11 protein-coding genes are annotated in these 13505 nt (G+C 61.0%); 6 read left to right on the top strand and 5 right to left on the bottom strand.

Annotation, left to right across the window (positions count from 1 at the left end; all coding sequences use genetic code 11):
- Positions 1-4 precede the first annotated feature (4 nt).
- The 3 genes from ACQ4W4_RS27050 to clpS form a co-directional block, all read right to left on the bottom strand.
- Entirely contained in the window at positions 5-3358 is a 3354-nt protein-coding gene (locus tag ACQ4W4_RS27050) for a S41 family peptidase (RefSeq protein WP_436544589.1), read from the bottom strand.
- A 311-nt stretch (positions 3359-3669) separates the two neighbouring features.
- Entirely contained in the window at positions 3670-5970 is a 2301-nt protein-coding gene (gene clpA, locus ACQ4W4_RS27045) for an ATP-dependent Clp protease ATP-binding subunit ClpA (protein ID WP_034751575.1), read from the bottom strand.
- Complete coding sequence (clpS, locus tag ACQ4W4_RS27040) at positions 5967-6269, bottom strand: ATP-dependent Clp protease adapter ClpS (protein ID WP_034751577.1); 303 nt, start codon at positions 6267-6269, stop codon at positions 5967-5969. The genes clpA and clpS overlap by 4 nt, the downstream gene beginning before the upstream one ends.
- A 321-nt stretch (positions 6270-6590) precedes the next feature.
- Here clpS and cspE point away from each other — a divergent pair, with 321 nt between their 5' ends.
- Complete coding sequence (gene cspE / locus ACQ4W4_RS27035; protein ID WP_010395943.1) at positions 6591-6794, top strand: transcription antiterminator/RNA stability regulator CspE; 204 nt, start codon at positions 6591-6593, stop codon at positions 6792-6794.
- 93 nt (positions 6795-6887) lie between these two features.
- Here cspE and icd read toward each other — a convergent pair whose 3' ends face one another.
- Positions 6888-8141, bottom strand: coding sequence for an NADP-dependent isocitrate dehydrogenase (gene icd, locus ACQ4W4_RS27030; RefSeq protein WP_070221389.1), 1254 nt, complete (start codon positions 8139-8141; stop codon positions 6888-6890).
- A gap of 305 nt (positions 8142-8446) precedes the next feature.
- On the opposite strand from icd, the gene ACQ4W4_RS27025 reads away from it, so the two are divergent.
- From ACQ4W4_RS27025 to ACQ4W4_RS27010, 4 genes are all read left to right on the top strand, one after another.
- A complete protein-coding gene (locus ACQ4W4_RS27025; protein WP_436544588.1) occupies positions 8447-9010 on the top strand; it encodes a pseudouridine synthase in 564 nt (187 codons plus the stop codon).
- Between the two features lie 110 nt (positions 9011-9120).
- Complete coding sequence (locus ACQ4W4_RS27020) at positions 9121-9399, top strand: hypothetical protein (protein WP_436544587.1); 279 nt, start codon at positions 9121-9123, stop codon at positions 9397-9399.
- Between the two features lie 132 nt (positions 9400-9531).
- Positions 9532-9975: a DUF192 domain-containing protein gene (locus tag ACQ4W4_RS27015; RefSeq protein ID WP_436544586.1), complete on the top strand. Its 444-nt coding sequence runs from the start codon at positions 9532-9534 to the stop codon at positions 9973-9975.
- A gap of 142 nt (positions 9976-10117) precedes the next feature.
- The gene (locus tag ACQ4W4_RS27010) at positions 10118-11086 is read left to right on the top strand and encodes an IS1595 family transposase (RefSeq protein WP_436544585.1); all 969 of its coding nucleotides are present in this window, start codon (positions 10118-10120) and stop codon (positions 11084-11086) included.
- A 115-nt stretch (positions 11087-11201) separates the two neighbouring features.
- Here the strand turns inward: ACQ4W4_RS27010 and rpsT are convergent, their stop codons facing one another.
- A complete protein-coding gene (gene rpsT / locus ACQ4W4_RS27005) occupies positions 11202-11468 on the bottom strand; it encodes a 30S ribosomal protein S20 (RefSeq protein WP_010395935.1) in 267 nt (88 codons plus the stop codon).
- A gap of 308 nt (positions 11469-11776) precedes the next feature.
- Between rpsT and murJ the strand changes: the two genes are divergently transcribed.
- On the top strand, positions 11777-13324 hold the full coding sequence (gene murJ / locus ACQ4W4_RS27000; RefSeq protein WP_436544584.1) for a murein biosynthesis integral membrane protein MurJ: 1548 nt from the start codon (positions 11777-11779) through the stop codon (positions 13322-13324).
- Positions 13325-13505: the final 181 nt, after the last annotated feature.

Below are 13505 nucleotides of genomic sequence, written 5' to 3'. Positions count from 1 at the left end.
CCCCCTACTTCAGCGCGGGGATCGGCTGCGCCTGGAAGGCGGGGCGCGGCTGCTCCCTGAGCTTTTTCGCCAGCATGTCGAGCGCCACTTCCAGCTGGCGGTCGGCGCCCTGGAAGGTGGCGTGCGGCGGGTTATCCACCTCCACGTCGGGCACCACGCCCACGCCTTCGATCAGCCATTGGCCATCGATGCCGAACTGGCCGTTTTCCGCCACGCGCGCCATGCCATTGTCGGCCAGGCGCGTGTTGTCGCTGAGCCAGACGCCAGCGCCGGCCGTGCGCTTGCCCACGAGCGGCGCCAGGCCCAGGGCCTTGATGCCGGCAGCGAAAGTCTCGCCATCCGAATACGTGAGTTCATCGACCAGCACGACCAGGTGGCCGCGGAAGGTGCTCTGCATGTTCGACGACGGCTGCACGCCCGGCGGCGCCCAGTAGGCCCAGGCCTTGCGCAGCAGTTTTTCGATGATCCAGCTGTCGATATTGCCGCCGTTATTGCGCCGCACGTCGATGATCAGGCCTTCGCGGTTGATGTTGGCGTAAAAATCGCGCGCGAACGAGGCGATGTCGTTGGCGCCCATGGCGCGCAGGTGCAGGTAGCCGATGCGCCCCTGCGAGGCGGCCGCCACCTGCTCGGCGCGGCTCAGTTCCCAGTCGCCATAGCGCAGCGCCGTCTGTTTCGCCATATTGACGGGGGTGACGATGACGGCGCGCGGCGCGCCCTTGCCCCGCTTGACCTGCAGCAGCACCTGCTTGTCGGCCTGGTTCAGCAGCAGGTCGCTGATGTCGCGCGCGCCCAGGACGTCCTTGCCGTTGACGGCCGTGATCACGTCGCCTTCGCGCACGTCGACCTCGGGGCGCGACAGGGGCGCGCGCGCCGAGGGCAATTCCGCTTCGCTGCGGTAGACATGCTCGACCCGGTAGCCGTCGTTAGTCCGCGCCAGCACGGCGCCCAGGCCCGCTGGCGCGCCTTCCTGCTCCGTGCGGCGCAATTCGCCGGGACGGATCTGCGAATGCAGGGCGCCCACTTCGGCCACCATCATGCCCAGCACGTCATTGAGTTCGGCGCGGTCCGTGACGCGCTCGACCAGCGGCGCATATTTGTCGCGCGCCGCCTTCCAGTCCACGCCGCGCATCTTCGCGTCGTAGAGAAAATCGCGGTGCAAGCGCCACGCGTCGTTGAACATCTGCTTCCATTCCAGGCGCGGGTTCGACACAAACGTCCAGTCGTCGACTTTTACTTTCGCCTTCGACAGGTCGGACGGCAGCTTGGCGCCCGCCTCGATCACCAGCATCTCGCCCGGACCGGCGGCCGCCACCGTCCTGTAATACAGGTGCTTCTTGTCCTGGGCCAGGTCGAATTCGCGCACATTGGCCACCAGCAGTTCCGGCTTGGAGCCGGCATTGCCTATGGCGAGCGTCTTCAGGCTGAACTTGTTCTCGCCGCTGTCGCGCTCGAGGAAGTACAGGCGCTTGTCATCCATGGCCAGCGCACTGTAATTGCCCGCCGCCAGCGGCACTTCATACAGGCGCTCGCCCAGTCCCTTGAAGACGACGTCCGGCAGCGCGGCCGGCGCTTTTTTCACGGCCGACTTGCCGCCCGCCTTTTCCAATGCCTTTTCCGCCGCCGATTCGGCCGCCTTTTCATCGTCCGTCTCGGCCGGCTTCACTCCCGGACGGCTCAGTTCATCGTCGGGCTGGAACGGGAAACGGTTGCCCGGCTGCAGCGCCAACGCATACACGCCGATGCGCTTGTCGAACACGGGACCCATGTTGCGGTCCCCCCACGGCGAACCGTTGGCCAGCTGGAAATTGCGCGCCGACAGGAAATACAGCCAGCGCCCGTCCGGTGAAAACACGGGTGAACCGGAGGTATAGCGGTCGCTGGTGACGAACTGCAGCTGTTTCGACGCGAGGTTGTACAGGCCGATCTGCTCGCGCTGCTCGTTGCTGGCCACGCGCACGATGGCCAGGTTGCGGCTGTCGGGCGACCATTGCACTTCGTCGTGCTTGTCCACGCCCGCCTTGCCCGCGTCGTCGATCAACTGGTTGCCCTTGGTCGCCAGGTCCAGCAGCCAGAAGCGGCCCTTCTTGTCCGTGTGCGCCAGCCAGCGCCCGTCCGGCGACGGATACAGCTTCCAGCGGTGATTGTCTCCCCGCGTTGTCAGCTGCTCGCCCTTGCCCGAGCCATCGGCGGCGTACTTCCAGATCTCGTTCTCTCCGCTCGTGTCGACGATGGCGAACACGGACTTCTCGTCGCTGGAAAAGACGGCGTCGCGCGCCCGCGCCCCGTCGGGAATGGCGATGTCGACTCTGCGCAGGCTGCCCGTGCCGGCGATGCTGACCTTGCCGCGCGCCGTCAGGATAATGCGCTCGTCCTTGCCCGACAGCTGCACATTGCTCAAGGTGTCGAGCGGCGAGCGGATCTGGCGCGCGCGCTGCTGGTCGAAATCGGACACGAGGCTGATGGCCAGCGCCTGCGAGGCCCCCGTTGCCGAGACGCTCAGGTCGAGCACATGCAGGTCGGCGCCCAGCTGATAGACGATCTTGCCATCGCCCAGCGAAGCGTTGCGCACGTCCCACTGCGTGTGGCTGGTCAATGCGCGGCGGTCGGCGCCGTCGGGCAGCATGCTCCACAGATTGTCGCTGCCGCCCGCGTCGCTGATGTAATACACGCGACCCTGCCACCACATGGGGCGCTTGTTGTTGCCTTCCAACACGGCAGGCTCCGCGTGCATGCGCACGGCCTCGCCCTTGCCATCGAGGTCGTAGCGCCACAGGGTGGCATGGGCGCCGCCCCGGTAGTTGCGCACATTGTCGTTGGTCATGGCCAGACCGAAACGCGTGAAGAACAAGGTCTTGCCCGCGTCGTCGAGCACGGCGTCGTTGGCGTCGGCCACGGGAAACACGCGGCGCGTCTGTTTCACGGGATCGATGGCGGCGACGATGCGGCGCGACGCGGGACCGTCCGTATTCTGCGTGCTGACCAGCACCTCTCCCTGCGCCGTCCAGCCCAGCACCAGCACGCCGCCGTTGTCGAAGGAAATGCGGCGCGGCAAGCCGCCCGCCAGCGGCATCACATACGCTTCCTGCGCGCCTTCATAGGCGGCGGAAAAGGCCAGCCACTGGCCATCGCGCGAAATCGCCGCGTTCGTTTCATAGCCGGGATGCGTGGTCAGGCGCTGCGCCGCGCCACCGCGCACGCTGCTTTTCCACAGGTCGCCTTCGGCCGTGAAGACGACGGTATCGCCGCGCACGGCAGGAAAGCGGAAATAGCTGCTGGCAGGAGAAGAGGCAGCGGCGGCGTTACCCAGCAGGCCGGCGGACAACAGGAGCAAGCTAAGATTGCGGGAAATTTTCATATGAGCATCCAGATAGCGGTCAGGTGGCATGGACATCATGTCGATACCGGACAGCAATTCTGGCATAACTATGACCAAAGAAAACCTTCTTAAAACCTTCTTTATTGCCCACAAAAACGTAAAAAAACCCGCGCCACTTGCGTGGGCGGGTTTTTCGACAAGAGCAGAAGCGCTCTGAACGCCGAACAAAACCGTAGCGAGCGGCAGCGAGTTGCGACCGAGAAGCGGAACTGTGCAAAGCACGGGGCCGCCGAGGCAGTGAGCATCGGAGGCCGCTAATCGCGACGCGCAGTAAGTTTGGTTCGGTGTTCTTATTCCACTTCCACCGTTTCCGGTGCTGCCGTCGGCGCCGCGTCTGGCGGTTCCGGGAATTCCAGCAAGACCTGGTCCTTGTCGTCGAGGTCGACCGTGACCCGTCCGCCGGTGACCAGGCGGCCGAACAACAGTTCGTCGGCCAGGGCCTTGCGGATCATGTCCTGGATCAAACGCGCCATCGGCCGCGCGCCCATCAGCGGATCGAAGCCTTTCTTGCCGAGGAAAGCACGCAGCTTCTCGGTAAACACGGCTTCGACTTTTTTCTCGTGCAGCTGCTCTTCCAGTTGCATGAGGAACTTGTCGACCACGCGCAGGATGATTTCCTGGTCCAGCGCGCGGAAGCTGATGGTCGCGTCGATACGGTTGCGGAACTCCGGCGTAAACATGCGCTTGATGTCGGCCATCTCGTCGCCGGCCTGCTTCGAATTGGTGAAGCCGATCGACGTCTTTTGCAGGCTTTCCGCGCCCGCATTCGTCGTCATGATGATGATAACGTTGCGGAAATCGGCTTTGCGGCCATTGTTGTCCGTCAAGGTGCCGTGATCCATCACTTGCAGCAGGATATTGAAAATGTCCGGATGGGCTTTTTCAATTTCATCGAGCAGCAAGACCGCATGCGGCTTCTTGGTGATCGCTTCCGTCAGCAAGCCGCCCTGGTCGAAACCGACGTAGCCCGGCGGCGCGCCGATCAGACGGCTGACGGCGTGGCGTTCCATGTATTCCGACATGTCGAAACGGATCAGCTCGATACCGAGGATGAAGGCCAATTGCTTGGCCACCTCGGTCTTGCCGACGCCGGTCGGACCGGAGAACAGGAAGGAGCCGATCGGCTTGTCCGTCTTGCCCAGGCCGGCACGGGCCATCTTGATGGCCGAGGCCAGCGCGTCGATGGCGGGATCTTGCCCGAACACGACATTGCGCAAGTCGCGGTCGATCGTCTGCAGCTTGCTGCGGTCGTCCTGGTTGACCGTTTGCGGCGGAATGCGGGCGATCTTGGCGATGATGTCCTCGATCTCGGCCTTGCCGATGGTTTTCTTTTGCTTCGACTTCGGCAGGATGCGCTGCGCCGCGCCCGCTTCATCGATGACGTCGATCGCCTTGTCGGGCAGATGGCGGTCGTTGATGAAGCGCGCCGCCAGTTCGGCCGCCGTCGACAGGGCCGAGGCCGAGTATTTCACGCCATGGTGCTCTTCGAAGCGCGATTTGAGGCCGCGCAGGATTTGCACGGTTTGCTCGACGGTCGGTTCGTTGACATCCACTTTCTGGAAGCGGCGGGACAAGGCATGGTCTTTCTCGAACACGCCGCGGAATTCCGTGTACGTGGTCGCGCCGATGCACTTCAGCTGACCATTCGCCAGTGCCGGTTTCAGCAGGTTGGACGCGTCCAGCGTGCCGCCCGACGCCGAGCCCGCACCGATGATGGTGTGGATCTCGTCGATGAACAGGATGCCGTTCGGATTGTCCTTCAACTGTTTCAGCACGGCTTTCAGGCGCTGCTCGAAGTCGCCGCGGTATTTGGTACCGGCCAGCAAGGCGCCCATGTCCAGCGAATACACGACGGCATTCTGCAGGATTTCCGGCACGTCGCTTTGCGTGATGCGGTAGGCCAGGCCTTCGGCGATGGCCGTCTTGCCCACGCCCGCCTCGCCGACGAGCAGCGGATTGTTCTTGCGGCGGCGGCACAGGATCTGGATCACGCGGTCGACTTCTTCCTCGCGGCCGATCAGCGGGTCGATCTTGCCTTCGGCAGCGGCCTTGTTCAGGTTTTGCGTGAACTGGTCGAGCGGGCTTTCCTTCGGCTGGCCATCGACGGGCGCTTCTTCCACGCCTTCGGAGGCTTTCGCGCTTTCCGTCGACTGGTCCTTGCGCACGCCGTGCGAAATGAAATTGACCACGTCCAGGCGCGTCACGCCCTGCTGGTGCAGGTAGTAGACCGCATGCGAATCCTTTTCGCCGAAGATGGCCACCAGCACATTGGCGCCCGTGACTTCCTTCTTGCCGTTCGAGGCGGACTGGACGTGCATGATGGCGCGCTGGATCACGCGCTGGAAACCAAGCGTCGGCTGGGTGTCGACTTCGCCCGTGCCAGGCACGGTCGGCGTGTTATCGCCGATGAAATTGGTGAGGGTCTTGCGCAGGTCTTCAATATTGACCGCGCAGGCACGCAACACCTCGGCAGCGGAGGGGTTGTCCAGCAGTGCCAGCAGTAAATGCTCAACCGTGATGAATTCGTGCCGTGCCTGCCGAGCTTCGACAAACGCCATGTGCAAACTTACTTCTAATTCCTGCGCAATCATACTTCCTCCATCACGCACTGCAGGGGGTGCCCCGCCTTGCGCGCATGCGTTAAAACGAACTCCACTTTGGTACACGCTATATCTTTAGAGAACACGCCGCACACTCCTTTGCCGTAGCGATGAACACTGAGCATGATTTGCGTCGCCGTTTCACGGTCCTTGTTGAAATACTCCTGAATGATGGCCACCACAAATTCCATCGGGGTGTAGTCGTCATTGAGCAAGGCCACCTGGTAGAGCGGCGGCGGCTTCAGCACTTGCCGCTCCAGCAGGGTTTCTGTGTCGTGCTTGGTTGCCATACGCTTATTCTAATGCTTTCACAGTGGTTGTCATGCGCAATATCTACGCCTTTCCAATTGTTTTCAATCTTACGCGTTTTCTTAATAGTGCGCAGATGGCGACCTTGCTGTCAAAATCAAGAGTTGCTTTTTTGGTCGCCGTGAAGAATTTGGCAATATCGATGGAAAAGCGCTTGACTTCATTATTTATTCCGCCAACAATGCTGTATCGACTGTTGCAGTAATGTACAGCTTGATAAGAAGTGAGACGTCGAGGAGGGGGCAAGAAGCTTCTTGCTTTTATGGCTCGTGTGATTTGTTTTAATTTTGAAAGTTCTTTTTATGGCAACAGGTACAGTTAAGTGGTTCAATGATTCCAAAGGTTTTGGCTTCATCACTCCAGATGATGGCGGCGAAGATTTGTTTGCTCATTTCTCCGCAATCAACATGAACGGTTTCAAGACCCTCAAAGAAGGTCAAAAAGTTCAATTCGAAGTCACGCAAGGCCCTAAAGGCAAGCAAGCTTCCAACATCCAAGCAGCCTAAGCATCGCCGGCCCTCAGATGTGAAAAGCCCCGTTGTCAAACGGGGTTTTTTTTCGTCCGCAGGGTGCGCAGCACCCTGCCCCCCCCCCGCCTATTACATGTGCTCGATCATCACGTCGCCAAAGCCGGAGCACGACACTTGCGTCGCGCCTTCCATCAGGCGGGCGAAATCGTAGGTGACGCGCTTCGAGGCGATCGACTTTTGCATCGAAGAAATGATCAAGTCGGCCGCTTCCAGCCAGCCCATGTGGCGCAGCATCATTTCCGCCGACAAAATCAAGGAACCGGGGTTCACGTAATCCTTGCCCGCGTACTTCGGCGCCGTGCCGTGCGTCGCCTCGAACATGGCAACGGAATCGGACAGGTTGGCGCCCGGCGCGATGCCGATGCCGCCCACTTGCGCCGCCAGCGCGTCGGAAATGTAATCGCCGTTCAGATTCAGGGTGGCGATGACGCTGTATTCGGCCGGACGCAGCAAGATCTGTTGCAGGAAGGCGTCAGCGATGGAATCCTTGACGATGATGTCGCGGCCCGTCTTCGGATTCTTGAACTTGCACCATGGGCCGCCATCGATCAGCTCGGCGCCGAATTCCTTTTGCGCCAGCGCATACGCCCAGTCGCGGAAGCCGCCCTCCGTGTATTTCATGATGTTGCCTTTGTGCACAATCGTCACGGAGGGCTTGTCGTTGTCGATCGCGTACTGGATGGCCTTGCGCACGAGGCGCTCCGTGCCTTCGATGGACACAGGCTTGATGCCCAGGCCCGACGTGGCCGGAAAGCGGATTTTCGTCACGCCCATTTCATTGACGAGGAAATCCATCAATTTTTTGGCTTCAGGCGAGCCCTGCTGGTATTCGATGCCAGCGTAGATATCTTCCGAGTTTTCGCGGAAAATCACCATGTCCGTCTTTTCCGGCTCTTTCACGGGCGACGGCACGCCCGTGAAGTAGCGCACGGGGCGCAGGCAGACGTACAGGTCGAGCTGTTGGCGCAGGGCCACGTTCAGCGAGCGGATGCCGCCGCCGACGGGCGTGGTCAGCGGCCCCTTGATGGAGACCACATAATCTTTCAGCACTTGCAACGTCTCTTCCGGCAGCCACACATCGGGGCCGTACACATTCGTCGATTTTTCGCCCGCGTAGATTTCCATCCAGCTGATCTTGCGCGCGCCGCCGTAGGCCTTGGCCACGGCAGCGTCGATCACCTTGATCATGACCGGGCTGATATCGATGCCCGTGCCATCGCCTTCAATAAAGGGGACGATGGGATTATCTGGTACATTCAGCGAAAAATCGGCGTTGACGGTGATTTTTTGGCCGTCAGCAGGTACAGTGATATGTTGATACATCGTGATCTCCGAAGTGGGACACACCGCTGGCGGGCAAGACAGGCCGGCGACGCGCTCTGCGGTTGCAGAGTTTACAAAAACAAGTCCGAACAGGGCGGCAACAACGCACTTTAACAGGGAAAAAACAGCCGGGCCATCCGCATCGCCATGCGGAATGCCGCGCCAAAGCACTTATTGCCATACCGCCCCAAGTCTTCTATAAGACATAAGACTAACGTTTCACATTATGCACCAGTATCTTACAGGGCGCCACGCTTTTGCGGCGCCAACCAGCAGCCACCCACGTTTGCATCAATTTATCCAGCATGCCACTCATTCTTTTCAATAAACCGTTCCAGGTCCTGTGCCAGTTTTCGCCGCAGGAAGGCCGCGCCACCCTGGCCGACCACATTACCATTCCCGGCATCTACCCGGCCGGCCGGCTCGACGCCGACAGCGAAGGCTTGCTGCTGCTGACGGACGACGGCCGCCTGCAGCACGAGATCAGCCACCCTGACCGCAAGGAAGCGAAAACCTACCTGGTGCAAGTCGACGGCGTACCCGATGCGGCCAGCCTGGCGCGCCTGCAGGCGCCGCTGGACCTGGGCGACTTCATCACCAAGCCGTGCAAGGCCGTGCGCATCGCCGAGCCGGACTGGCTGTGGCCGCGCAACCCGCCCATCCGCGCGCGCGCCGACAAGCCGACGTCGTGGCTGGCGATCACCTTAAAGGAAGGCAAAAACCGGCAAGTGCGGCGCATGACGGCGGCCGTCGGCCTGCCGACCCTGCGCCTGGTGCGCAGCGCCATCGGCCCGTTCTCGCTGGCCAGCCACCCGTTGATGCCCGGCGAATGGTGCGAAGTGCCGGCCGAGAACATTGGAAAAACGTGAACGGCACAAGAAAAGCGGTTTTCCTTGCTGAAATTTTGCCAATAAGCACTATTTATTTTTAGATAATGCATTAAAATCATCTGACCTTCACATGACGGAAAGGAAAGATGATGACAAAAGTAATATTCACGCTGGCCGCCTCCCTGCTTGCCGGCGCCGCACTGGCCCAGTCGGGCGCCCAGGTACACGCTTCCGCCGCAACCGATGCCGTCAAACCGCCACCCGCATCGGCAACCAGCCAGGCCTCGGCCGCCACCGACGCCAGCAAGCCCGTGCCGCCGGCGTCGGCTTCCGTCAACGCGTCTGCCGCGACGGACGCGTCGCGCCTGATTCCCCAGGCACGCAAGACGAAGCAGCCGGCCGCTGAAACAGGCAAGCCGGCGAAATAAACGTCGTTCCCGGGGTGACGGCAGCGACTCTGTTGCTGTCACCCCACGCTTTTGGAGCGGCCAGGCCGCATGCTTGACCAGGCGGCCGCCAGCATGGCTTAATCGCCGCTTCGCAGCCACCCATCCCGTCCCATGAAAAATCCCCTACGCCGTCTCTGCCTGTCCATCGCCCTGTTGTCTTGCGCCAGCCTGGTCCAGGCGCAAACAAAAAGCTTGCAGCTGTCGGCCGGCATGCATTTGATCCAGGCGGAAGTGGCGGCGACAGAAGAGCAACGCGAACAGGGGTTGATGTACCGTGAAAAAATGCCGGCAAATGCGGGCATGCTGTTTGTCTTTGGCAATCCCTCGACGCAATGCATGTGGATGAAAAACACGCCGCTGCCCCTGTCGGTGGCCTTTATCGATGCCAGCGGCAAGATCGTCAACATCGAAGACATGCAGCCGCATACGCTCGACAGCCATTGCTCCACGAAGACCGTGCCCGTGCGCTATGCGCTGGAAATGCACCTGGGCTGGTTCAAGCAAAAGAACATCAAGCCGGGCATGAGCATCGGCAACTTGCCGGCGGCGCACTAGGATGTGGCGTCCGGGCGCTGGCGGACGCGGCCTTAAAAAGACCGAATAATAAGGCTCTGTCCTCGTAAAATAGGGGACATGCCGGAATCTTCCCATGGCTGTGCTGTCTGACTCTGCATACCCACCACACAGGGAGCAGATCATGCAGCCAGCCAAATGGATCCGCTTTATCGCGCAGTTTGCGCAGTTGAACCGGCGCCAGCGGCAGGCAGGCATGGCCCTGCTGCGTGGCAACACGCCACACGATGCGACCGTCGCGTTGCTGGAGGGCGTGGCGCAGCCGCGCCTGGCCTGTCCCGCCTGCTGTTCGGCTCACCTGCACCGGCATGGCCATGCGCAAGGCCTGCAGCGCTACCGCTGCGTGCCTTGCGGGCGCACCTTCAATGCGCTCACCGGCACGCCGCTGGCCCGCCTGCGCCATAAATCGCTGTGGCTCGACTACGCCGATTGCCTGCTCGATTCCCGGTCGGTACGCAAGGCGGCCAGCCAATTGGGCGTGCACCGCAACACCACGTTTCGCTGGCGCCACCGGTTTTTATCGTTGGCAAAAACGGACCGGCCGCACGGCCTGCATGGCATCGCCGAGGCCGATGAACTCTACGTACTGGAATCGGAAAAGGGCTCCAGGCAGATGACGCGTCCTGCCCGCCGCCGTGGCGGCCATGCGCAACGGCGCGGCATATCCAACGAGCAAGTCTGCATCCTGGTGGCGCGCGACCGCACGGGCCAGACCCTCGATTTCGTCACGGGCAAAGGGCAACTGACGAAGGCGCAGCTGCACCGCTGTTTGTTGCCTGTCGTCGATAAGGATATCCTGCTGGTCACGGATGGCCATGCCGCCTACCGGGCGTTTGCGCGGGAAGCGGGAATCAGTCATCAGGCCGTCAACTTGCGCGCCGGCATCCGCGTGCAGGGCGCCGCGCACGTGCAGAACGTCAATGCGTATCACAGCCGCCTGCGGCAATGGCTGCGTCCGTTTCACGGCGTGGCCACGCGTTACCTGCCAAATTACCTGGGCTGGCGCTGGATACTCGACGCCAGACGCATCCGCTCACCCGAAACGTTATTGAAAGCAACACTGGGCGCATTCCCACATCTGACGGTGACATAGCCAATAATAACGCGAAAAAACCCGCCAGAACGAATCTGCGGGTTTTTGCTTTTCAACCAGTGCCAGCGTACCGGCACAGGCAAGGCCACCGTGGTGGCTTGCCTGCTGGCGAATATTAAGCGGACAGTGCTTTCAAAGCAGCTGCCAGACGGCTCTTATGGCGAGCTGCCTTGTTTTTGTGGATGATCTTCTTGTCTGCGATACGGTCGATGGTCGACACGGATGCTTGGAAGATTGCAGCAGCAGCTGCCTTGTCGCCGCCCTGGATCGCTTTGCGAGCAGCTTTGATAGCCGTGCGCAAGGTCGAACGTTGGGACGAATTGTGTGCGTTTTGCTTAACTGCTTGACGAGCGCGTTTGCGCGCTTGTGCGGTATTTGCCATGGAATTTCCTAAAACAGGGTCAAAGTGCGTTTGCAAACATTAGTGTTTGCCAACCGGTGCGTTCTGTGCGTCTGCCGAACCATGTGTGCCAAACCAGTGCCTGTCAAACATTAGTGTCTGCGTAACAGAATTCTGTACAGCCTTCGATTATAGCGATATTTTCAAGCGGGGGCAAATCAAAAAACCGTGTATCACGCCAAAAACACCTGAAAATGGGACTGGCAAGGGCGAATGCGCAGCGAATCGGCAGCGTTTGTTACCATATTTTAACCGTTTAACGGTACCGCGCCCGGCTATAATCTGCCCCCATGAACTTGCTTAAAACCCTCGCCGCCATTTCCAGCATGACCATGCTGTCCCGTGTAACCGGATTATTGCGCGAAAGCCTGTTCGCGCGCGCCTTTGGCGCCGGCGCCTACACGGACGCCTTCATTGTTGCCTTCCGCATCCCCAACCTGTTGCGCCGATTGTTTGCCGAGGGTGCGTTCTCGCAAGCCTTCGTACCGATCTTGTCTGAATACAAGAACCAGCACGGCCAGGAAGCGAGCAAGCAACTGGCCGACCATGTGGCCACCACCCTCGTCTGGGCCACCCTGCTCGTGTCCGCCATCGGCATCGTCGGCGCACCATGGTTCGTCTACGTGATCGCCACGGGCTTGTCCAAGGACCCGGGCGCCTTTGACGCGGCCGTGTGGATGACGCGGCTGATGTTCCCTTATATTACTTGCATGTCGTTCGTGGCCCTAGCCGGCGGCATTTTAAATACCTGGCGCGAATTCAAGATCCCCGCGTTCACGCCGGTGCTGCTGAATCTGTCGTTCATCGCCGCCTCGCTGTTCCTCGCGCCCTATTTAAAACAGCCGATCTACGCCATGGCCATCGCCGTGTTCGCCGGCGGCCTGCTGCAGGTGGCCATCCAGATTCCCGCGCTGATCAAGATCGGCATGCTGCCGCGTCTGTCGATCAATCCCGCCATCGGCCTGTCCGACGGCGGCGTGCGCCGCGTGCTGAAAAAGATGGGCCCGGCCGTGTTCGCCGTGTCTGCTGCGCAGATCAGCCTGATGATCAATACCAGCATCGCCTCGCGCCTGGCCGAAGGCAGTATTTCCTGGCTGTCGTATGCGGACCGCCTGATGGAGTTCCCGACCGCCATGCTGGGCGTGGCCCTGGGCACCATCTTGCTGCCCAGCCTGTCGAAAGCGAACGTGGACGGCGACAAGACGGAATACTCGGCCTTGCTGGACTGGGGCTTGCGTTTGACTTTCCTGCTGGCCCTGCCCGCCGCCGTCGGCATGGCGACCCTGGCCACACCGCTGATTGCCACCCTCTTCCACTACGGCAAGTTCACGGCCGAATCCGTCACCATGTCGACGCAGCCGCTGGTGGCCTACAGCCTGGGCCTGATCGGCATCATCCTCGTGAAAACCCTGGCGCCCGCCTTCTATGCGCGCCAGGACATCCGCACGCCCGTGAAAATCGCCATCGGCGTGCTGATCGCTACGCAGCTGATGAATCTGCTGTTCGTGCCCTACATCGCCGTGGCCGGCCTGGCCCTGTCGATCGGCCTGGGTGCTTGCCTGAACGCCAGCTTCCTGTACTGGGGCTTGCGCAAGCGCGGCATCTACCAGCCGAAACCGGGCTGGGCCAAATTCTTCGCGCGCCTGCTGCCGGCCCTCATCGTGATGGGCGGCGTCGCGTATGTTGGCGCCATGCGCATCGACTGGATCGCCATGCAAGCCCATCCGCTGCTGCGGGCCGGTGCGCTGGCCCTGGTGGTGGCTGTGTGCGGCGTGGCGTACTTTGCCACCCTGTTCCTAGTTGGCTTCCGCTTCCGCGACTTCAAGCGCCACGCGTGACAAGCTGTGCAGGACGTTGTTGCCGGCGTCTCGCCGTACTAGCGTACTGTCTTCGACTTGGCGCCTAGGGTCTGTCTGACTGATTTCAGATGAGCCATAGAATCATTGTTGCGATAATCACGACTGCCAGATAGTTGTGTCCGCGTTTGTCGTAGCGAGTTGCGACGGCGCGGAAATCTTT

The organism is Janthinobacterium glycogeni (assembly GCF_051380725.1).
Classification (GTDB): Bacteria; Pseudomonadota; Gammaproteobacteria; order Burkholderiales; family Burkholderiaceae_D; genus Janthinobacterium.
The sequence above is the reverse complement of the archived record's forward strand: the minus strand, read 5'-3'. Positions and strand labels throughout refer to the sequence as shown.